This is a genomic window from Metallibacterium scheffleri, from assembly GCF_002077135.1.
Lineage (GTDB): Bacteria > Pseudomonadota > Gammaproteobacteria > Xanthomonadales > Rhodanobacteraceae > Metallibacterium > Metallibacterium scheffleri.
Window position 1 is genome coordinate 575277 of record NZ_LDOS01000001.1, and the last position, 19520, is coordinate 594796.

19 protein-coding genes are annotated in these 19520 nt (G+C 64.1%); 13 read left to right on the forward strand and 6 right to left on the reverse strand.

Features of this window, described 5'->3' with window-relative positions; genetic code table 11:
• Nucleotides 1-54: 54 nt before the first annotated feature.
• Nucleotides 55-1440 carry a cytochrome C gene (locus tag Mschef_RS02580; protein WP_242426426.1) on the reverse strand — a complete coding sequence of 462 codons (1386 nt, stop codon included), beginning with the start codon at nt 1438-1440 and terminating at the stop codon, nt 55-57.
• Between the two features lie 264 nt (nt 1441-1704).
• Here Mschef_RS02580 and tatA point away from each other — a divergent pair, with 264 nt between their 5' ends.
• From tatA to ubiT, 9 genes are all read left to right on the forward strand, one after another.
• A complete protein-coding gene (gene tatA, locus Mschef_RS18245) occupies nt 1705-1953 on the forward strand; it encodes a Sec-independent protein translocase subunit TatA (RefSeq protein ID WP_081126260.1) in 249 nt (82 codons plus the stop codon).
• A 9-nt stretch (nt 1954-1962) separates the two neighbouring features.
• Nucleotides 1963-2601, forward strand: a complete 639-nt coding sequence (gene tatB, locus Mschef_RS02590) for a Sec-independent protein translocase protein TatB (protein WP_081126261.1) — start codon at nt 1963-1965, stop codon at nt 2599-2601.
• Nucleotides 2598-3371 carry a twin-arginine translocase subunit TatC gene (gene tatC, locus Mschef_RS02595; protein ID WP_081126262.1) on the forward strand — a complete coding sequence of 258 codons (774 nt, stop codon included), beginning with the start codon at nt 2598-2600 and terminating at the stop codon, nt 3369-3371. The genes tatB and tatC overlap by 4 nt, the downstream gene beginning before the upstream one ends.
• Nucleotides 3372-3632: 261 nt before the next feature.
• The gene (gene petA, locus Mschef_RS02600; RefSeq protein ID WP_081126263.1) at nt 3633-4319 is read left to right on the forward strand and encodes a ubiquinol-cytochrome c reductase iron-sulfur subunit; all 687 of its coding nucleotides are present in this window, start codon (nt 3633-3635) and stop codon (nt 4317-4319) included.
• A gap of 27 nt (nt 4320-4346) precedes the next feature.
• The gene (locus tag Mschef_RS02605; RefSeq protein WP_168708962.1) at nt 4347-5195 is read left to right on the forward strand and encodes a c-type cytochrome; all 849 of its coding nucleotides are present in this window, start codon (nt 4347-4349) and stop codon (nt 5193-5195) included.
• Between the two features lie 54 nt (nt 5196-5249).
• Nucleotides 5250-6683 carry a cytochrome b gene (locus Mschef_RS02610; protein WP_081126265.1) on the forward strand — a complete coding sequence of 478 codons (1434 nt, stop codon included), beginning with the start codon at nt 5250-5252 and terminating at the stop codon, nt 6681-6683.
• 88 nt (nt 6684-6771) lie between these two features.
• Nucleotides 6772-7584: a cytochrome c1 gene (locus tag Mschef_RS02615; RefSeq protein ID WP_176212389.1), complete on the forward strand. Its 813-nt coding sequence runs from the start codon at nt 6772-6774 to the stop codon at nt 7582-7584.
• Nucleotides 7581-7940 (forward strand): hypothetical protein, encoded by a 360-nt coding sequence (locus Mschef_RS02620; protein ID WP_081126267.1) that lies wholly within the window; start codon nt 7581-7583, stop codon nt 7938-7940. The genes Mschef_RS02615 and Mschef_RS02620 overlap by 4 nt, the downstream gene beginning before the upstream one ends.
• Nucleotides 7941-7971: 31 nt before the next feature.
• Nucleotides 7972-8916, forward strand: a complete 945-nt coding sequence (ubiT, locus tag Mschef_RS02625) for a ubiquinone anaerobic biosynthesis accessory factor UbiT (RefSeq protein ID WP_242426427.1) — start codon at nt 7972-7974, stop codon at nt 8914-8916.
• Here ubiT and Mschef_RS02630 read toward each other — a convergent pair.
• From Mschef_RS02630 to Mschef_RS02645, 4 genes are all read right to left on the reverse strand, one after another.
• Nucleotides 8895-9797 (reverse strand): U32 family peptidase, encoded by a 903-nt coding sequence (locus tag Mschef_RS02630; RefSeq protein WP_081126268.1) that lies wholly within the window; start codon nt 9795-9797, stop codon nt 8895-8897. The genes ubiT and Mschef_RS02630 overlap by 22 nt on opposite strands.
• A gap of 11 nt (nt 9798-9808) precedes the next feature.
• On the reverse strand, nt 9809-10804 hold the full coding sequence (gene ubiU, locus Mschef_RS02635) for a ubiquinone anaerobic biosynthesis protein UbiU (protein ID WP_081126796.1): 996 nt from the start codon (nt 10802-10804) through the stop codon (nt 9809-9811).
• Nucleotides 10805-10922: 118 nt separating this feature from the next.
• Entirely contained in the window at nt 10923-12413 is a 1491-nt protein-coding gene (locus Mschef_RS02640) for a UbiD family decarboxylase (RefSeq protein ID WP_081126269.1), read from the reverse strand.
• A 16-nt stretch (nt 12414-12429) separates the two neighbouring features.
• The gene (locus Mschef_RS02645) at nt 12430-14367 is read right to left on the reverse strand and encodes a pyridoxal phosphate-dependent decarboxylase family protein (protein ID WP_081126270.1); all 1938 of its coding nucleotides are present in this window, start codon (nt 14365-14367) and stop codon (nt 12430-12432) included.
• A 272-nt stretch (nt 14368-14639) separates the two neighbouring features.
• Between Mschef_RS02645 and tyrA the strand changes: the two genes are divergently transcribed.
• Nucleotides 14640-15773 carry a bifunctional chorismate mutase/prephenate dehydrogenase gene (tyrA, locus tag Mschef_RS02650; RefSeq protein ID WP_081126271.1) on the forward strand — a complete coding sequence of 378 codons (1134 nt, stop codon included), beginning with the start codon at nt 14640-14642 and terminating at the stop codon, nt 15771-15773.
• Nucleotides 15774-16045: 272 nt separating this feature from the next.
• Here tyrA and Mschef_RS02655 read toward each other — a convergent pair whose 3' ends face one another.
• A complete protein-coding gene (locus tag Mschef_RS02655; protein ID WP_081126272.1) occupies nt 16046-16558 on the reverse strand; it encodes a hypothetical protein in 513 nt (170 codons plus the stop codon).
• A gap of 55 nt (nt 16559-16613) precedes the next feature.
• Between Mschef_RS02655 and Mschef_RS02660 the strand changes: the two genes are divergently transcribed.
• The 3 genes from Mschef_RS02660 (at nt 16614) to istB (ending at nt 19254) form a co-directional block, all read left to right on the forward strand.
• Nucleotides 16614-16838 carry a hypothetical protein gene (locus Mschef_RS02660; RefSeq protein ID WP_136256559.1) on the forward strand — a complete coding sequence of 75 codons (225 nt, stop codon included), beginning with the start codon at nt 16614-16616 and terminating at the stop codon, nt 16836-16838.
• A 96-nt stretch (nt 16839-16934) separates the two neighbouring features.
• Nucleotides 16935-18446, forward strand: a complete 1512-nt coding sequence (istA, locus tag Mschef_RS02665) for an IS21 family transposase (protein ID WP_081126274.1) — start codon at nt 16935-16937, stop codon at nt 18444-18446.
• Nucleotides 18436-19254, forward strand: coding sequence for an IS21-like element helper ATPase IstB (istB, locus tag Mschef_RS02670; RefSeq protein WP_081126275.1), 819 nt, complete (start codon nt 18436-18438; stop codon nt 19252-19254). Before istA ends, istB begins: the two co-directional genes overlap by 11 nt.
• Nucleotides 19255-19520 lie beyond the last annotated feature (266 nt).

Below are 19520 nucleotides of genomic sequence, written 5' to 3' on the forward strand. Positions count from 1 at the left end.
GCCCGCAATGCAGCGGGCGCGGCGCTCGTTAGTTGCGTCAGTTCGGCATCCGGATCAGAACGCGGTCCAGACATAGGCGAACAGCGTGTTGTTGGCGTGCGCGTTGGTGCCGGCGCCATCGAAATTGGTGGCCGCGCCGTCGAACAATGTGTAGTAGGTGTACTGCAGGCCGAAGCGCAGGTTCACCCAAGGCTGGTCGAACGAGTTGAACTTGCCGAACGGGTTGATGTTGAACTCCACCATGTAGCCCTGGGTCAGCGGCGAGCCGGTGCGGTTGGCATACAGGATCGGGTCGGCGGTGCCGTTGTTGCGGAAGCCGGCCAGGGTGATGCCGTAGGTATTGTTGTACCAGTACGAGCCGTTGAGATTGAGCGAGTTGACGGTATTGCGCAGGTTGCTGGATCCGCCCTGGCTGTAGGTACCGGTCAAGGTCTGGCGTTCGGTCACGTACAGCGCGTCGGCGGTGAAGATGTGCTTGCCGGTGCCGAGATACTGGTAACTGGCATCGATGCCATAGTCCTTGTACTGGTTGTACGGTCCGGGCACGGCGATGACGGTGCCATTGTTGTTGGTGCCGACCTGGCCCTGGCGCGCGTCGAAGAACATCCCGCCCACTTCGATGTCACCCGCACCGATATTGCGCGTGTAGGCGATGCGCGCGTAGGGCGCGGCCCCGACGATGCGACCGTTGAAGCCAGCGTTGAATGGCCGCTGTTGCAACAAGCTCGAGGACAGCGTGCGGTACATGCCGGCTTCGCCGTACCAGTTCGAATCGAACATGGTGTAGGCGGTTGCGCCCACGACTTGCTGCGCGAAGGCGCCCATGATCGCCGGAGACGCCGGCGGACCAGGCACCAGGTCGGTGGCGAAGTAGGGATACATCCAGGCTGGCGAGGTCTGGAACACGTCCGAGACCGTCGGATTGTTGTTGAAGGAAACGCCGAACACGCCGCCCTTGCCGCCCAGCATGTAATTGTGCGCATAGCGCACATCGGTGTTGTCCCAGCCCCACTGACCGGTGGCCTGCTGGTAGGTGATCTGACCCAGCATGCCCCAGTGAGCGGCCAGCTTGCCGCCGTAGAAGATCGAGGCCTGTTGCAGCTCGGTGTTGTTGTTGAGGCCGTAATTGGGCGCCGGAGGTGCGGATTGCGCCTGCTGGGTGTGGGTGAAGCTTTCGACGGCCATGGCCGAGATATGCGTGTCCCAACCCTTGTGCACGTCCAGCCGGTAGCCGTCCAGCTTGAACTGGCGACCGAACGGCGTCAGTTGTGGCCCGAAGCCACCGATATGGCACGCTGAACAGGGTTGCCCGGTCTCGCGCGCGAACATGGGCACGGCCTGCGCCGGCAGTGCCAGCAGCAGGGCCAGCGCAGCCACGCCCAGCAGGGCGGTGGCACGCAGCCAGCGCAAGGCACGCGGCGCGACAAATGAGGTGCTCATTGCAATCTCCGATAACGCATCCTTAACGATGCACATCCATCGTGCCGCAAGCAATGGCGTGCGCTCTTGACCCAGATCAAGACGGACATTGCTTGCAGCCGCGCGGGCATGCGGCACGACGCCGCGCACTTTGACGCCTGTGCTCGATCAACGTTGTGCGCGCTGGCGGATGCCAGCTTGTGCGCTCGGCGCGAGGAGTAAACTTGCACGCCGCTGGCGTCCGCTGCTGCGACGTCGTTCGGCGCGCGAGCGCGGGAGTGAGACATGGGTTTAGATGACATTTGGCATTGGCTGATTGTGCTGGTGATCGTGCTGTTGATCTTCGGCACGAGCAAGCTGCGCAACGCGGGTTCGGACATTGGCGCGGCAGTGCGCAACTTCAAGAAAGCGATGAAGGAGGACGCGGACGCGGCCAAGGAGGCCAAGGACGGCGGCGTGGAGCGCCTGCAGGCGGATGCGCCGGTCGCGGAGGCGGCCAAGGACGCGGCCAAGCCGCAGGATCACGCCCCGTAAGCGGCGCCCGTGTTCGGCATCGACTTCAACGAGCTGCTGCTGATTGCGGTGGTGGCGCTGGTGGTGCTGGGCCCGGAGAAGCTGCCGGGCGCGGCGCGGACCGCCGGGGCGCTGGTGCGGCGTGCGCGCACGGCCTGGGCCAGCGTGCAGGCCGAGGTGGCGGGCGAACTGGACAAGGACGCGCTCACCCGGCAGTGGCGCGAGGGCGCCGCGGCGCTGCGTGGGGTGGCCAGCGAAGCGCGCGCGACGCTGGGCGAAGCGCGTGAAGCGCTGCAGCCGGCCGTGCACGCGGCGGACGCGGCGCGCGCCGGCATGACGGAGGTGGCCGCCGAACTGGCGCGCAGCATCGGCGAGTTGCGCACGCTGGCGGCACGCCTGGATGGCGCGGCCGGCGCCGAGCGCGACGCACTGCGCGCGGTTGCCGCCGATCTGCGTGCCGCCGCCGACCAACTGGCCGCCACGCCGGAGATGGCCGCCGACGCGGCCGCGCTGGCGGACGCCACGGCCCCGGCCACGCAGGCCGTGGCGCAATCGCTGACCGAGATCGCGCAGCGCCTGCAGCAGGTGCCGGCGGCGACGCTCGCCGTGGCCCCGGATGCGGATGCGCCCGCCGCCCGCCCGGTGCCCGCCCCGCCGCACTCCGCATGAGCGCCGCTGACGCCCCCGGCAGCCCCGGCGGCCTGATCGCGCACCTGCTGGAGCTGCGCTCGCGCCTGCTCAAGGCCGCGCTGGCCGTGCTCGTGGCGCTGCTGGCGCTGCTGCCGTTTTCCGAAAAACTCTACGCGCTGCTGGCGCGGCCACTAATCGAGCGCCTGCCCAAGGGCGCGCACATGATCGCCATCGAGGTCACCGGGCCGTTCCTCACCCCGATCAAGCTGACCTTCGTGGTGGCGCTGTTCGCGGCCATGCCGGCGGTGCTGTACCAGATCTGGGCCTTCGTCAGCCCCGGCCTGTACCGCCACGAAAAACGCCTGGCGCTGCCGCTGCTGGTCGCCGCGGTGCTGCTGTTCTACACCGGCTGCGCGTTCGCCTATTTCCTGATCCTGCCGGCGGCGTTCCATTTCCTCACCCTGGTCACCCCGCCCGGCGTGTCGATGATGACCGACATCGGGCATTACCTGAGCTTTGTGCTGCACGTGTTCTTCGCCTTCGGCCTGTGCTTCGAGGTGCCGGTGATCGTGGTGGTGCTGGCCGCGCTGGGCGTGGTCAGCGTGGCCAAGCTGCGCAGCGCGCGGCGCTACGTGATCGTCGGCGCGTTCGTGGTGGCCGCGATCATCACCCCGCCGGACGTGCTGTCGATGACCCTGCTGGCGGTGCCCATGGTGCTGCTGTACGAGATCGGCGTGCTGGTCGCCGCCATGCTGGTGCGGCAGAAGGCCGCGCGTGCCGCACAACACCAGGATGGCGATCCGCGCTGAGGGCGCTCAACGCACGCGCGCCGTCGGGGCCTGCAGCAAACGGGTACGGCAAAGTTGCGCCTGCATGGTCGCGGCAGGCACCTGCATGCTCATCCTGGTGGTACGGCCACGTGCCGGAGCGATTTGTAATCCCCTTGGTCAAAATTCCGTGACAAGATGACGCAATCCGCGCCGAACTTGATCTGAATCAAGTCAACCCGAGGCGCGGGGGATTATTTTTGACCCAATCAAGTCCGGCAATATTACGGCAGGGTTACATTTATGGCGAATAGCCCGATTCAAAAAGCGCCCGCTGGCGAGCTGATCATGGATTCGATTCGTCCCGAGAGCGAGGTACGACCCGACCGCAGACAGTTTCTCATCGCCGCTGCCGGTGTCCTGGGCGCGGGTGCAGTCGGTCTGTTTGCGGACATTCTGATCGACAACATGAATCCCGGGAAAGCTGTTGAGGCTCTGGGCGCACCGATCGACGTCGACATAAGCCGGATGGAACCCGGGCAGTTGCTTCTCGTGGAATGGAAGAAGAAACCAGTATGGATCTTGAAACGTGAAGGCTGGATGCTGAACACCCTGGCCGAACCGTCACTGCTGCGGCGACTCAAGGATCCACACAGCAAACAGAACCAGCAGCCCGCGCAAGAATATGTGAATGGCAACTATCGGGCCCTGCGACCGGACATGTTCATAGCCGTGGCATTGTGCACGCACATGCAATGCATTCCGGACTATCGGCCCGCGCCGCATACGGTGACGCCGTGGTGGCCGGGTGGATTTCATTGTGCCTGCCACGGATCCATGTACGACTTTTCCGCGCGCGTGCTCGAGGGTTCGCCAGCACCATTGAACATTCCGATTCCACCGTATTACTGGAAAACCGCCACGATGGTCACCATAGGCGAGGCGAACAAATCGGGCATCGACAAGAATTGGACTCCCGATATTTGGTAAGCCGGTATTCTGCAGATGGATGTCAAGATGAAAATTGCCGAACATATGCCCAAGCCAGCCACCGCGATTGCGTTGTTTTTGGTTGCGTTTTGCAGTGTGGCCGATGTGCATGCGAAAGCTGATTATCACGGGATACCATTGGGAGCGGCGGCGGCCAAGCAAGGCAGCGCCTTGATCGCGGTGTGTGCAGCGTGTCATGGAATAACTGGGAACAGTGCCGCAGCCGAATATCCCAATCTGGCGGCACAGCGCTACAACTATCTGCTGAAGCAACTGGAAGATTTCCGGGACGGCGCGCGCAAATCGACGATCATGAGTGGCATGGCGATGACCATACCTGCCTCGGCCAATAATCAAAACCTGAAAGAAATCGCCGCATATTTCTCGCGTCAACCATTACTGCCGGCGGAAGTGGCGGCAGGCCCCGGCATGCGCGCAGACGCCACCCAGTTGAAGGAAGGACAGAAAATCTATACGCAGGGACTGGCAAACGACAACATTCCTGCCTGTGCCGCATGCCACGGACTTGGCGCGGACGGCAATGGGCCGATGGCGATTCCCGCGCTGGCATTGCAACACCAGGTTTACCTGTTGACGCAGCTTGACCAATTCGCCAGCGGCGCGCGGCGCAATAGTCCTGGACAAGTCATGACCAGCATTGCCAGGGCCATGACAAAGCCGCAGATGCAGGCGGTTGCCGCCTATCTACAGCAGTTGAATCCTGATTCGACTCTCGGCATCGGACCAAAGAATTACGGCGAATACACCAAGACCGTCGAACTGCACCAGCAAGCAGAAAAATCCGCTCTCGTGGCCGCGCCGCATGGTGTTGCCAAGCCGAAAGCAGAGACCGTCCAATCCAAGCCAATACGCTGAACGAAACAACGCATGACCCACGTGGCGTTCGCGCCGTGAAGGATTTCGCACTCCATGAATAACATTGACCAATCAAGAGCAAAGCGAGTGTTTGGCTGGTTCGACCAGAGACTGCCCATTTCGTCGCTCTGGCGCACGCAGGTCGCCGAGTATCCGGCACCGAAAAATTTCAATCTGTGGTACATCTTCGGTTCGCTGGCGCTGCTGGTTCTGGTCATGCAGCTTGCGACTGGCTTATTTCTGGCCATTCATTACCAACCCAACCCGCATCTGGCGTTCTGGTCGGTGGCGCGCACGATCCAGAGAGATTCGCATTGGGGCTGGCTGATCCGTGACATGCACATCGTCGGTGCTTCGGCGTTTTTCGTGCTCGTCTATCTGCACATGTACCGCGGCATCATGTACGGCTCATACAAAAAGCCCCGCGAATTGTTGTGGCTGATCGGTATCTTTATCTACCTGGCATTGGCCGCAGAGGCATTTCTTGGCTACCTGTTGCCATGGGGGCAAATGTCGTACTGGGGCTCGGCCGTCGTCACCAATTTCGTGACTGCGATACCGGGCATTGGCAAGCCGATCGCGCAGTGGTTGCGCGGCTCGTTCGTGATCGGACTGCCGACTTTGAACCGGTTCTTCGTGTTCCACGTGTTTCTGATGCCGGTCCTGTTGCTGGCGCTGGTGCTGGTCCATCTCATCGCGCTGCACCAGGTCGGCTCGAACAATCCGGATGGAGTCGAGATTCACGACAATACCAACGAATCATCATGGCCGCGTGACGGAATCCCGTTTCACCCGTATTACACCGTGAAAGATCTGTTCGGTGTCAGCGTGTTTTTCGTCGTGTTTTTCTGGTTCGTATTCTATCGACCGGATGGCTGGGGTTTTCTGCTGGACAAGTTGAACTATACACCTGCAAATATCCTGCATACGCCCAGCGACATTCACCCGCTGTGGTTCTTTCTACCATTTTACGCAATGCTGCGCGGTGTACCCAACAAGCTGTATGGGATCATGGCATTTGCCGGCTCATTTGCATTGCTGGCGTGCCTGCCGCTGCTCGACCGTAATCCGATTCGCTCGATTCGCTATCGCTCGGTACTGTACAAATTAAACATCCTGATGATGCCGGCATCATTTTTGTGGCTGGGTTATGTCGCCCACGGCTTCGCCACCGAGCACAACATGGTGTACGGGCTTCATGTCACCGAGGTCTTTTACGCCACGTTCCTGGTGCTGCCATTTTTCAACAAGCGGCGCGCGATCGGTGCCACGGTGGCCTGGCTGGTCGCCACGGAGGCCGTGGTTTTTCTGATCGACCTCTGGATGTACTCCATCCATGCGCATGGATGGGCCCTGATGCTGCTGACGGACTGGATTCCGGCGGCTTACCTGTTGCTGTTGTTCGGACTGGCGATTCTGTTCCCGGCACTGACCCGTGACACCCAGCACCTGCCTGAGCGACTTACTGCGGGTGGGATTTTCCATTGACGACAAGTCTGCGTCCACGTGATATCGGGCGATGTTCGTCCGATCGGTCCGCAGAAGACAACCGAACTCTTTTTGGGCAGGACGAGCAATGACAACACGCACTCCAGCATGGAAATCCGGTTTGCTTGTGGTGCTTCTATCCACTCTGCTGCTGGCGGTGTCCGGCAGCGCGGCGCTGGCATCGGTAACGACCACGCAACCACCGTTGCGGCATATCAAGATCAATCTGCATGACAAAGCGGCATTGCAGACGGGTGCCCTGTATACATTGCACATGTGCACCGCGTGTCACGGGATCCAGGGCGAGCGCTACAGCGAACTGCCGCCGGTCCTTGGTTTGAGCAAATCGCAGTTCCTGAAATACATCGGCACCGACGGGCGCCACTACCACGACACCATCACCACGAGCATGTCGCCCGAGTTGATGACGAAATTCCTGAACATGGAGCCGCCGGATCTGACCGATATCGCGCTGCGCCGCTCGCCCGCCTGGCTATACACGTATCTGACTTCATTTTATGTCGATCCGGCGCGGCCGACCGGCGTCAACAACGTCGTGTTCTACAATGTTGCCATGCCTGATGTTTTCGCCGGCATGCAGGGACTGCAAAAGCCGGTCTTGGTGACGGGCTTGCGCTTTGGCAGCCCGGCCAGGATCGCGGTCGGTGTGCAGCCCTTGACGCAAGGTACGATGTCGCAGGCGCAGTTTGATCAGACCGCGCGGGACATTGTCACGTTTCTGTACGCAGTCGCACATCCGCATCAGGCCGAGCGGGCCCGGCTTGGGCCATGGATCATCGGTCTGTTTCTCGGGCTTTCGTTGCTGACTTATTTCATCTACAAATTGTACTGGCGGCGGGTGATTACCAGCCATGAGCGCTGGTGGAGGATCGGGCGATGAGTACCACGATCGCCGCCGCGCCAAGCGTCATGGTGGGATCAGGTGACCGGCAACTGCGGGGTTCGCGCAATGCCTACATTGCACTTGCCTTGGGTCTGGTTTTTTTCATCTTCACCATCTGGTATCAGGTGTATGCCGATACGCGCAAGCCGGCAGAATCCTGTGCGGATCCATTTCTGCAGAGTCATCGCCAATGGCGCCTGCGCACCGCGTTCTTGTTCATGATGTGGTCCATTCTCGCCGGCTTCTGCATGCCGTTCGGATTTGCCCTGCTGGTATTCGTACCCGTCTATTCGTGGTTTGTCTATCGGTTGCTCAAGGGCCTGATTTTTTTCAGTCTGCGGAAAGTGATATGAGCTTTCGCGTGCATTGCCGGCCCGGTGTTTGATGCATACCGTCGAGCTGCCGCCAACCCGTATCGAGCCGCCTGCGCAGACTTCCGGCCGCGCTGGCGCTGCACGCGCGCGACCCGTGGCAGCCACCGGATCGGCTGAACTGCACGCGATGCGCTGCCTGATCGACCGGGTCGACGAGATGTTCCTGGTTCTGCTGGCGGGTCGGCGCCAGTTGGTGCGGCGTGCCATGGCGCTCAAGCAGCGTGCCGGCCTGCCCGCACGCAACCCTGAACGCGAGCGTCAGGTGCATGACCGGGCACAGGCCTTTGGCGCGAAGCTCGCGCTGCCCAATGGCGTGACGCGGCAATTGATGGAGCTGCTCATCGGCGATGCCTGCGCATTGCAGGGTTTGTCGTCATCCGGGGAACCAACCATGGGTTGTTCTTCATCGCTGCATGAATCGGGGAGTCCGCCGGTGCCGGGATCCCCCCGGGCGGGAAAATTTCTGCGGCTGTTGCCGCCTCCTGTGCGCTTGAGCACACCGTTGCGCTGGACGTTGCCAGCGCCGCTGCTGCGCGTCTTGCTGCGCAGCATGACCTTGCGTGTCATGGCGGGGCCTCTTGCCGCGGGCAGGCTGGATGATTTGCAGGGTCGCAGGCTCGGGGTCGAAGTCACCGACCTCAAGTTGCGCTGGGTGGTCGTGATCGGTACGCGCGATTTGCATGTGCAGGTTCCCGGCGCGGAGGCGGAGTCGACCGTGCGCGGCAGTGCCACCGATCTTCTGCTTCTGGCCAGCCGTCTCGAGGACGCCGATACGCTGTTTTTCCAGCGCCGTCTGCAACTAGTCGGCGACACCGAGCTGGGGTTGCTGGTGCGCAATCTGCTTGATCAACTTCCGTGGGAGACGATTCCACTGGATGTCCGGGTGTTGCTGAATCGAGGCGCCCGGTTCGCGCGCCTGGCGCGCGCGGCCCATCAAGGCGAAATGATCGCCTGAGCGAGCTCTGGCGCATCATCGCCGGGCATGCGTTGCATGCCGGCGCGTCCGTGCCAATAGCCATTTTCCTTGCCGATCCGCTGCGCCGGCAGACCGGAATCGATGGCCTCGCGAAAGCGCGCGACCACGGCCGCCATGTCATTCACCTGCGGGTAAAGGCGCAGCAAGCGGATGCCCGCTGCCTGCAGTTCGGCGATGTCGGGCGCCAGATCGCAGTGCTCGTTGCTCTGGATCTGGATGCCATTGATGGTCAGGAAGGGGCGGCCCTCGCGCGTCTGCAATGGCAGGCCATCCGGATAGTCGATGCAGCGGAAACCGCAGTCGTCCTTGGCCAGATCCAGCGCCCGCGCCGTATAGCAGCGCGCCGAATAGGCCAGCGGCAGACGCCCCCAGGCGATCGCCTCGAACTCCGGCAGCGGTTCGCCGCTGTTCTTGAATTCCTGCATCAATTCTCGCCCCAGCTCGATTCCAAGCACCAGCCGCTGCATCCCGTCCGCGCGCAGCAGGCGCAAGGCGACATGGTTGTAGATATTCAAACCCGGGCCGCCAATGAACGGCAATTTGCGTTCGCGCAAAAGCTGTACCGCGGCGATGTCATTGGCCTCGACGCGCAGGCGTCCGTTGTCGACCAGACGCGTCAGCGCCGACAAATCCGACTCGGCTTCCAGCAGCGCCAGCGAGGACAGAACGATCTCGCGTCCGCTTTCGGCGAGTTCGTTCGCCAACGCGATCCAGTCACGCGTGCCGAGTTCGCGACGCTTGCTGCAGACGGTCTCGCCGAGGTAGATCGTGTCCAGCGGCCATTGCACCGCCGCGCGATAAAATTTGAACACGTCATCGCGGCGCCAGAAATATTGCAGGGGTCCGAGGGTGAGTTGCATGTGCGCGTGCCTCAATGCCAGGAACGGTGATAAGGGCCCAGCGTGGTCTGTTGGCCTTCGGCATGCGCGTCGAGTTCGCGTTGCCATGCCGGATCGCCGGCGGCACCAGGCTGTGCTTCGAGCCGGTCGAGCGCCTGTCGCCAGACCCGTGTCACGGCGCCCACGTAGGCCAGTCCGCGCTGCCGCCCTTCGATCTTGAGTGCCGCGACTCCCGCGGCCTTGAGCATCGGCAACAGCGGCAGCGTATTCAGGCTGGTGGGTTCTTCCAGGGCATGGAAGATCTCGCCACCGACTGCGTAGCGGCCCTTGCATACCGTCGGGTAGCCGGCGGGTTCGTGCGCCTGGTAGCGATCGATCAGGACGTTGTTCAAATGCACGCTGCGCACGCCGCCGGGCTCCTCGTCCCAGCGCACGAATTTGGCTGGTGAACAGACGCCATGGCGGTTGGGCGAAACGCCGGTCACGTAACTGGACAGCTGGCAGCGTCCCTCCACCATGATGCACAGGCTGCCGAAGGCGAATACCTCGATGGCCACGACCTGGCGTTCGCAGAGCCGCTCGATCTGCTGCAGCGACAGCACCCTGGGCATGACGGCGCGCGCGATGCCGAAGCGTTCGCGGTAATAGCGCAGGGCGGCGTGGGTGGTCGCGGAAGCCTGCACCGAAAGGTGGCGCGGCAGATCGGGGTGGCGCCGCGTCGCATAGTCGAGTACGCCGAGGTCGGCGCAGATGATGGCGTCGACATCGAGATCGGCTGCGCGATCCACGGCGCTTTGCCAGGCACTGATATGCGCCGGACCCGGGTAGGTGTTCAGCGCAACGTAGACCTTGCGCGCGCGCGCATGGGCATAGTCGATGCCCTGACGCAGGTCGTCGTCGCTGAAGTTGAGGCCCGCGAACGCGCGCGCGTTGGTCTGGTCGCGGAAGCCGACATAGACCGCGCTGGCGCCGTGATCAACCGCGGTTTTGAGCGCGGGCAGGTTGCCCGCCGGACAGATCAGATCCATGGTGCCTCCTGGGATTGTGCCGGGTGGTTCGCCACGCGGCGCGCGGCGCGACGCGACACCGCCGCCCTGGCTGCCGTCGGGCTGCTGAAGTGGAGAGCGCACGGCGAGGGCATCCATTTCATGGCTGCTGCGCCGCGGGGACGCTGGCGAACACGCTTGACCACAAGGCATCGACCCGCCGCTCGATGTCGGGGTCGGCGGTGATCGGGCGTCCCCAGGCGCGGTCGGTTTCGCCGGCCCATTTGCTGGTGGCATCCAGTCCCAGTTTGGAACCGAGGCCAGCCACCGGGCTGGCGAAATCCAGGTAATCGATGGGGGTGCGCTCGATGAGCACGCTGTCGCGCGCGGGATCGACCCGTGTCGACAGCGCCCAGATCACTTCGCTCCACTGCCGCGCGTCGATATCCGCGTCGACCACGATCACGAACTTCGTGTAGGTGAACTGGCGCAGGTATGACCAGATGCCCATCATCACGCGGCGAGCATGGCCCGGATACTGCTTGCGGATGCTGACGATGGCGATCCGGTAGGAACAGGCTTCCGGGGGCAGGTAAAAATCCACGATCTCGGGAAATACCTTCTGCAGGATCGGCACGAAGACCTCGTTCAATGCCAGCGCCAGGACCGAGGGTTCGTCATGCGGCGCACGCCCCATGTAGCTGCCGTGATAGATCGCGCCGCTGCGCAGCAGCATGCGCTGCACGGTAAACACGGGGAACCGGGCCTGGCTGTTGTAGTAGCCCGTGTGGTCGCCAAACGGCCCTTCCATGGCGGTGTCGCCGGGATGGATGACACCTTCGAGCACGATCTCCGCGCCAGCCGGCGCATCCAGACCGGTGCGCGCGCTGTGCCAGACGCGGGTGCGGTCGCCACGCAGCAGGCCGGCGAACTCGTATTCGGACAAGGTGTCGGGGACGGGCGCCACGGCCGCCAGCAGCGTGGCCGGGTCGGCGCCGATGGCGACCAGGACCGGGAACGGCCGGTCCGGACAAGCCGCCTGCCAGTCGGCGAAATCCAGCGCGCCACCGCGATGCGGCAGCCAGCGCATGATCACCCGGTTGCGGGCGATCACCTGTTGCCGGTAGATCGCCACGTTCTGGCGTTTCTGTCGCGTGCCGCGGGTGACCACCAGGCCGAAGGTGATCAACGGCCCGACGTCATCGGGCCAGCAGCGCTGGATGGGCAACCGGGCCAGATCGACATCGGCGGCCTCGACGACTTGATCGAGAAACGCAGCCTCGTGCACGACCTTGGGGGTGACATTCGCCAGCTGGCCGAATTCAGGCCACATCTGCAGTGCTTCACGCACGGATCCCGGCCAGCGCGGCTCCTTGATGGAGGCCAGCAACTGGCCCAGTTCGCGCAGCGAGGCCAGGGGCCTGCCGGCCAGCGCGGCCTCGATCCGCTCACGATGCCCGAACAGGTTGCCGAGCATGGGGTGGACTGAACCCCGCGCATGCTCGAACAATAGCGCCGGCCCGCCGGCGCGCAGCGCGCGCAGGCAGAACGCCGTGCTCTCCAGTTGCGGATCGATCGGCTGCGCGACCCTGCGCAGGGAATGGCGCGCCTGCAGATGGGCGAGAAACGCGCGCAGATCGTGAAAAGCCATACCCCGGATTCCTCGCTCAGGCCGCGCGCGGCGATGGCGTCGCCGGCAGCAGCAAGGCCATGCGCCGTGACAGATAGTCGAAGTAACGGTCGATATAGCTGATGCCGTTCTCGTCATCGATGATGAAAGGATTCATCAAGGTGTGGCGCAGGATCAGCAAGCGATCCGCGCGCGGGTCATCCGCGCGCATGGAGTTCGCATCCAGCCCCAGCTCATGCAGAACCCGGTGCATGTCTTGCGCGCCGAGTATTTCCGCGCGCAGCGTGGTGGTCGAACCGAAGAATTCGCGGTTCTGCACAGCGGCCCCGGTGTCCGTGCTGATCGCGCCGTGGATGCGGCGGGTGAAGGCATTGGCGACGGCCACGTCGCGGTTGCCCGCCGGGTTGAGGGCCATGCACACCAAATTGCTGTCGGGGGCATAGGGAACGCACACGCGCAGACGTGATTCCATTTCGCGGGCGAATTGTTCCGCGCGTGCTGCGAAGGCCTCGGTCGCGCGAATGGTTTGCCGCACCAGTTGCCCGAAGTGGGCGTGATCCAGCGGCAGCACCCGGTGCGTCACATACACGGCCGCCGCCGCCGCGCCGGACTTGGAACCTTCCGGGATGTACTGGCCCAGCTTGCGATAGCGCTCGAAATATCCGGATGGCGCCGCGCCCGTGAACACGTAATCGGCGGTTTCGGTGAGCAGCTCCATGGCACGGTGGTCCCGGCATACGAATGCGCCGGCGCCGTAGGCCAGATAACCGAGCTTGTGCGGGTCCACCGTGATCGAGTCGGCCTGGCCGAGCGCGGCCGTCGCCGCGTGCGTGTCCGCGCTGGGAAACGAGGTGAACTCCGCGCGCATGCTTTGCAGACTGCGCAGCGCGCCGTCTTCCTGGCGGAACAGGGTGGCCAGGTAGCCGCCCCAGGCGGCATCGACATGGATGGCGAAACCCTTGCCCTGTGCGGCGCGGCGCTCGCGCAGGGCCACCAGCTCATGGACCGGATCGATGGTGCCGAACTCGGTCGTGCCGAAGACCGCGACCGCCAGCAACGGAGAAGCGCCGGTGGCATCAAGGTCGCGCAGCGCCTGTGCGCACGCGGTGATATCCAGGCGCATGCCGCGCTCCGGGATCAGCCGCAACTGCTCGCGCCCCAGGCCGAGCATTTTCATGCCCTTGCTCCAGGAATAATGCGCCGTCACGGGGGCCAGCACGACGGGCGGCAGCAGCGCAGGGTGCATGGCGAAGAAACGCACGCTGCCGAGCTGCTCGATGCGTGCGGCTTCGAGTGTCCTGCGCCAGCGGGCGCGCTCCGCGGGTTCCAGTGCGGCCAGCCAGCCTTGCCAGTCGGTGAGCAGGGCAATGCTTTGCGTCGGCGTCAGCCTGAACGCCTGCACATCGTCGTCCGGGATATGCATCCCCGGCGGTGCCGCGGCGCGCAGTGCCACGGGAAAGCACTTCAATGCCAACGCAAGGCGCAAGGCCTGGAAATTGGCCAGGGTGCCGCCGGACGTCAGATGGCCGAATGCGCAATGGTCCTGTTGCGGATCGCTGGCATAGCCGAGCAACTTGGCCAGTTGCAAGCCGACCTTGATCTCCAGATCGATGGTGACGGGCGCGGCCTCGTCGCTGACATTGTTGGGGTTGTAGGGCAGGGCCAGAATCTGCGCGACCAGCCCGGGCAGCAGCAGGTCCGAGACCATGTGCCCGAGGTAGCGCGGGCTGTGAAAGGGCACGGAGCGTTTCAACGCCGCGGACAGCGTGTGCAATTCACGTCGCAGGCGCGCCTCGAATTCCTGGAATGCGGGTTGCTGCGCGGCGCGCGTGGGGATGGCCGGCGGATCTTCGGGATAAAGATTGCGCCGCCAGAAAACATGGTCGCGCAGAAACTCCAGCACCAGCCGTTCCAGCAGCGCATCGTTCTCCCCGTAGGGCCCCAGGAAACACGGATACAGGCTGGGCTCGGTCATGGATGCTCGCAGGATCGGTTCATTGGCGGTTGCATGGCTGCACGTCGCGTGACAAGGCAACCCGCACGGCGCAACCCGGCGCCAGGCCCGGATCAGACTCGTCGCGCCGCTGCAGTGACTCAGAAGCATCGCGCCGAAAGCTCAAGCCCGTCTTGATCTGGATCAGTTTTGGCACAACACAGGGAAACAAGCGGTGCAGGCTCTACTATCGATTCCGGCGCGCCAGCGCGGCGCGACCATCGACCCCCACCACAGCCCTGCAGACATCGACCATGCCATCCAGTCAGCCGCCGCTCGCGGCCCCGCGCGAGCTCATCGACGACATCGACAACCGGATCCTCGACTTGCTGCAGCAGCGCAATCGCGTGGTCGGCGATGTCATCGCGACCAAGATCCGGCAGAGCCTGCCCATCTTCGACGCCGCGCGCGAAGCCGACAAAATCGTGCGCTTCCGCGCGCAGGCCGTCGAACGCGGGCTGGATGCGGAGTGGGCCGAGGATTTCCTGCGCATGATCATGGGCAGTTCGCGCGATCGCCAGTCACACGGGGACTTTCCGCGCGCGGGGTCGCAGCCGCGCGAAGTGCTGCTGGTCGGCGGCGCGGGCGGCATGGGCTCGCTGTACCGCCGCTTCCTCGAGCGCAGCGGGCACCGCGTGCGCGTGCTTGATCGCGACGACTGGCCGCGCGTCGCGCAACTCGCGGCCGGCATTGATCTGGCCATCGTCGCGGTACCGATCGATGTCACCGCCGAGGTCATCTGCCGCCTGGCGCCACACCTGCCTGCTGACGCTGTGCTGGCCGATTTCACCTCCAACAAGAACGGCCTGCTGGAACTGATGCGGCAGGTCCACCCGGGTCCGGTCCTCAGTCTGCACCCGTTGCATGGCCCGGACGCGCCCAATCTGGCCAAACAACTGATGCTGGCTTGCCCGGGACGCGATCCGCAGCGCAGCCAGTGGCTGCTCGAGCAGTGCCGGCTATGGGGCATGCGCATCAAGATCGTCGAGGCCGATCAGCATGATCGCGCGATGCACCTGATCCAGGGCCTGCGCCACTTCACGACGTTCCTGCACGGATCGTTTCTGCGCCAATGCAACCTGCATCCGGAGGACATCCTCGACTACTCCAGCCCGGTCTACCGGATGGAACTGATGATGACGGCGCGCATGTTCGCGCAGGATCCGCAGTTATATGCCGACATCGTGCTGGCCAACGCCGAACGGCGCAGCCTGCTGCTCGAATTCCTCGAGCACCACCGCGCGCTGGCGCGCATCATCGAGGACAACGACCGCGAGGCCTTCATCACCGAATTCCGCGACATCAGTGCGTTCTTCGCGGACTTCGCGGAACGCGCCCGCCGCGAGAGCGGATACCTGATCTACAGGCTGTCCGAGCGATTTGCCTGATGGCCGCTGCGGTTCGGCCCGAGAACCGGTAATGGCTTCGTTGCGCGCATGCAGAGGCGGCATCGCCACGCCCGTTCGTTCGCAGCCGCGGCCGCGACATGGATGGCGCGAAGCGCCTGCGGATGTGCTGATCCAGGCAGGGCGCTACAGGCAGATGCGTTGTGCCTGATTCGGCGTGGTGGTGATCAGCGCAGCGCCACTGTCGGCATTGCAGGGGCGCGCATGGCATTGCAAGGTTTTGTTGCGTTGTGATCTCGCGCACCGTGTTGCCGTCAGCGCTGCGTGGACGCCGACGCCTGCATGCGATCCGGGGCCTCGGTGGTCATGCCAAGAGTGGCCGGCACGGCGCGTTGCCGCAACGGGTGCCAGACCGCGCCGCGTCGGTTTGTCGCGCTCACGCTGGCGCACAAGGCCGCGGGCAGCGTCGAGTCCACATCATGGGTCGTGGACCGATCACAGACGACGATCACGCCGGTGCGCACGCGACGCTCGCGAAGGTGGTCCACCGCGATATCCACATACAGTGGCACGATGGTGGCATCGACGACGTCCAGCATGATCGTGGTCGTATCGGTACCGATGGCACGCTGCGCATCCGCGATCATTTCGCCGAGCGCTGCGCCGAGGGCCTCCACGCCGATTGCCGCAAGATCCTGGATTGCCGGACACGCGATACGCAACACCGCACCGGCGTAGCCCGGTGCATCGAACGTCTCCAGACGGAATCCTGCCGCGGTACCGGCACTGTCCGGATCGACCGCGGTCACCTGTTCAATGGGCAGCATGCGTCACCCCGTCATGTACGTCATCCGGACATCACACGAGGATAGGTCGCGGCGCATGGCGTTGTTGCAACATTTCTTCAAGTTGTGCGCTGCTGCGCATATCGGGCTCAGGTGCGTGAATGCCGGTGACGGCGTGTGGACCGGGATCGCGCCTGCAGCTTTGCTCTTGCTGACAAATGCACTGGCAAGCGATGACGGTCCAAGATCTTCGGCGGTGCGTGGTGCTTTGGCGTTGATCGTTGCGCAGGCGCACGGCTTGTTGACGCCGATCCAAAACTGACCCACTTTTCGGGCTGATGCCGACCGAAAATTGACCCGGGTACCCCAACCTTCCTGCTGGTTTTTTGACCAGCAGGAATCTGATGAGGTGTACCCCATGTCGATGATAGGAAAAGTGCGGCGGATGCATTTCCGCGAGAAGAAATCGGTGCGCGAGATCGCGCGCGTGACGAGCTTGTCCCGCAACACGGTGCGGGCGTGGTTGCGTGAGCCAGAGGTCAAGGATCGCCAATATCGGCGACCAGCGGCGTCGATGCAGCTGACGCCCTACGCGGATGCCCTTCGGCAAGCCTTGACGGCGGATGCGCGCCGTCCCAGGCGCGAGCAACGCACGGCGAAGGCCTTGTTCGAGGACGTGAGGGCCCAGGGCTACGAGGGCTGTTATTCGCGGGTGACCGACTTCGTGCGCGCCTGGCGTACCGATGGCGGCGAAGCGGCGGCGCGCAAGGCGTTCGTACCGCTGGCCTTCGAGTGGGGCGAAGCCTACCAGTTCGACTGGAGCGAGGAAGGCGTGGTGGTCGGCGGCGTGTACTACCGCGCCCAGGTGGCACACATGACGCTGTGCGCCAGTCGCGCGTTCTGGCTGGTGGCCTATCCCAGTCAGGGCCACGAGATGCTGTTCGACGCGCATACGCGCAGCTTCGCCGCCCTGGGCGGCGTGGCCCGCCGCGGCATCTACGACAACATGAAGACGGCGGTGGACAAGGTGCTGCGCGGCAAGGAGCGGGTGGTCAATGCGCGTTTCGCGGCCCTGTGCGCGCACTACCTGGTCGAGCCGGATTTCTGCAACGTCGCGTCCGGCTGGGAAAAGGGCGTGGTGGAGAAGAACGTGCAGGATGCGCGGCGGCGCATCTTCCAGCAGGCGGCCGGTGAGCGCTTCGCGACCTTCGCCGACCTCAACGCCTGGCTGGCGACGAAGGTCCGCGCGCTGTGGGAAGAGCTGCATCACCCGCAACACCGGGCGTGCACGCTGGCCGAGCTACTGGAGCACGAACGGGCCCATCTGATGCCGATGCCGGCACCGTTCGACGGTTACGTGGAGAAGGCCGCCAAGGTCAGCAGCACCTGCCTGGTCGCGGTGGCGAGGAACCGTTACTCGGTGCCGTGCGAATATGCCGGCCGCTGGGTGTCGGCGCGCGTGTACCCGACACGGCTGGTCATGGCCTCGGACGAGACGGTGATCGCCGAACACGAACGGCTGAACGGCAGCGGGCAAGTACGCTACGACTGGCAGCATTACGTGCCGCTGATCCAACGCAAGCCGGGCGCGCTGCGCAACGGCGAGCCCTTCGCCGACCTGCCCGCAGCCCTGCAGCAGTTGCGCCGAGCGTTGCTGCGCGAGGCGGGCGGCGATCGCGTCATGGCCAAGGTGCTTGCGCTGGTGCCGCAGGCGGGGCTGGAGGCGGTGACTGTAGCGGCGGAGCTGGCCCTGGAGTCCGGGCCGCCGGGACGGGTCAGTATCGAACATGTCGTCAACGTGCTGGGGCGCTTGAGCGCACCGGCCACGCCGGCGGCTATCGCCACGTCCCTGCGTGCCGCCATTACTCCGGAAGCGGACACGGCGCGATACGACCGCCTGCGCGAGACGGAGGTGGCCCATGCGTCCTGACCTGTTGCGCGACCTGAAGGACTTGCGCCTGTACGGCATGGTGGGCGCATGGAGCGAACTGCTGGAGCAGAACCATCCGCTGGATAGTGGCCGCTGGTTGATCGAACACCTCGTCCAGGCCGAACAGACCGATCGTCACGGACGATCCATCCGCAACCAGCTGACCTCCGCGCGCTTCCCGCTGCATCGGGACTTGCTCAGCTTCCAGTATGAAGACACGCCCATCGACCGCGTCCTGGTCGAAAAACTGGCGGGCGCCGGCTTCACCGAGGCCGCGCACAACGTGGTCCTGGTGGGTGGTCCCGGTACGGGCAAGACGCATCTGGCCATCGCCATCGGCCATGCCGCCGTCACTCGCCACGGCAAGCGCGTGCGCTTCTTCTCGACGGTGGACCTGGTCAATGCCCTGGAGCAGGAGAAAGCCCAGGGCAAAGCCGGCCGCATCGCCGCCAGCTTGATGCGCATGGACTTGGTCATCCTCGACGAGCTGGGCTATCTGCCCTTCAGCCCCAGCGGTGGCTCCTTGTTGTTCCACCTGCTGAGCAAGCTCTACGAGCGCACCAGCGTCATCGTCACGACCAACCTGGACTTCGGCGAGTGGGCCAGCATCTTTGGCGATGCCAAGATGACCACGGCCTTGCTCGACCGGCTCACGCATCACTGCCACATCCTCGCCACCGGCAACGAATCGCATCGTTACCGGCACAGCAGCCAGGCCGCAGGCCAGCGCATCAAGGCGCGTGAATCGGCCAGGAAACAGGCTCAAACGGACTTGCCGATCGAAGCGGAGGCCATGTCGCCCAGCTAGTCACCAAGCCCGCCAAACAGTAGAGTTATCCACAGGCGGCCACCTTGCGTGGCCGTCTTCTTCCCGGGTCAGTTTTAAATCGGCACGGCGGGTCAGTTTTAAGTCGGCGGCAACACACGATCCAGCGCCGCGGCGGCGTGGCAATGTGGATCTCGCCCAGCCAGCGCGTCTGCTGCGCCTGCAGCGCCTCGGGCCGGAACAAGTCGTCCGACGGCACCCGTCCTGCGGCTTTGGCTGCTGCACCCATTCCATACCCCTGCGCATGC

Excerpts from the sequence above, each read along its gene's own strand:
- Mschef_RS02580 (WP_242426426.1), bottom strand. The coding sequence starts at position 1,440 with ATGAGCACCTCATTTGTCGCGCCGCGTGCCTTGCGCTGGCTGCGTGCC.
- tatA (WP_081126260.1), top strand. The coding sequence starts at position 1,705 with ATGGGTTTAGATGACATTTGGCATTGGCTGATTGTGCTGGTGATCGTG.
- tatC (WP_081126262.1), top strand. The coding sequence starts at position 2,598 with ATGAGCGCCGCTGACGCCCCCGGCAGCCCCGGCGGCCTGATCGCGCAC.
- petA (WP_081126263.1), top strand. The coding sequence starts at position 3,633 with ATGGCGAATAGCCCGATTCAAAAAGCGCCCGCTGGCGAGCTGATCATG.
- Mschef_RS02605 (WP_168708962.1), top strand. The coding sequence starts at position 4,347 with ATGAAAATTGCCGAACATATGCCCAAGCCAGCCACCGCGATTGCGTTG.
- Mschef_RS02610 (WP_081126265.1), top strand. The coding sequence starts at position 5,250 with ATGAATAACATTGACCAATCAAGAGCAAAGCGAGTGTTTGGCTGGTTC.
- Mschef_RS02615 (WP_176212389.1), top strand. The coding sequence starts at position 6,772 with ATGACAACACGCACTCCAGCATGGAAATCCGGTTTGCTTGTGGTGCTT.
- Mschef_RS02620 (WP_081126267.1), top strand. The coding sequence starts at position 7,581 with ATGAGTACCACGATCGCCGCCGCGCCAAGCGTCATGGTGGGATCAGGT.
- ubiT (WP_242426427.1), top strand. The coding sequence starts at position 7,972 with ATGCATACCGTCGAGCTGCCGCCAACCCGTATCGAGCCGCCTGCGCAG.
- Mschef_RS02630 (WP_081126268.1), bottom strand. The coding sequence starts at position 9,797 with ATGCAACTCACCCTCGGACCCCTGCAATATTTCTGGCGCCGCGATGAC.
- ubiU (WP_081126796.1), bottom strand. The coding sequence starts at position 10,804 with ATGGATCTGATCTGTCCGGCGGGCAACCTGCCCGCGCTCAAAACCGCG.
- Mschef_RS02640 (WP_081126269.1), bottom strand. The coding sequence starts at position 12,413 with ATGGCTTTTCACGATCTGCGCGCGTTTCTCGCCCATCTGCAGGCGCGC.
- Mschef_RS02645 (WP_081126270.1), bottom strand. The coding sequence starts at position 14,367 with ATGACCGAGCCCAGCCTGTATCCGTGTTTCCTGGGGCCCTACGGGGAG.
- tyrA (WP_081126271.1), top strand. The coding sequence starts at position 14,640 with ATGCCATCCAGTCAGCCGCCGCTCGCGGCCCCGCGCGAGCTCATCGAC.
- Mschef_RS02655 (WP_081126272.1), bottom strand. The coding sequence starts at position 16,558 with ATGCTGCCCATTGAACAGGTGACCGCGGTCGATCCGGACAGTGCCGGT.
- Mschef_RS02660 (WP_136256559.1), top strand. The coding sequence starts at position 16,614 with ATGGCGTTGTTGCAACATTTCTTCAAGTTGTGCGCTGCTGCGCATATC.
- istA (WP_081126274.1), top strand. The coding sequence starts at position 16,935 with ATGTCGATGATAGGAAAAGTGCGGCGGATGCATTTCCGCGAGAAGAAA.
- istB (WP_081126275.1), top strand. The coding sequence starts at position 18,436 with ATGCGTCCTGACCTGTTGCGCGACCTGAAGGACTTGCGCCTGTACGGC.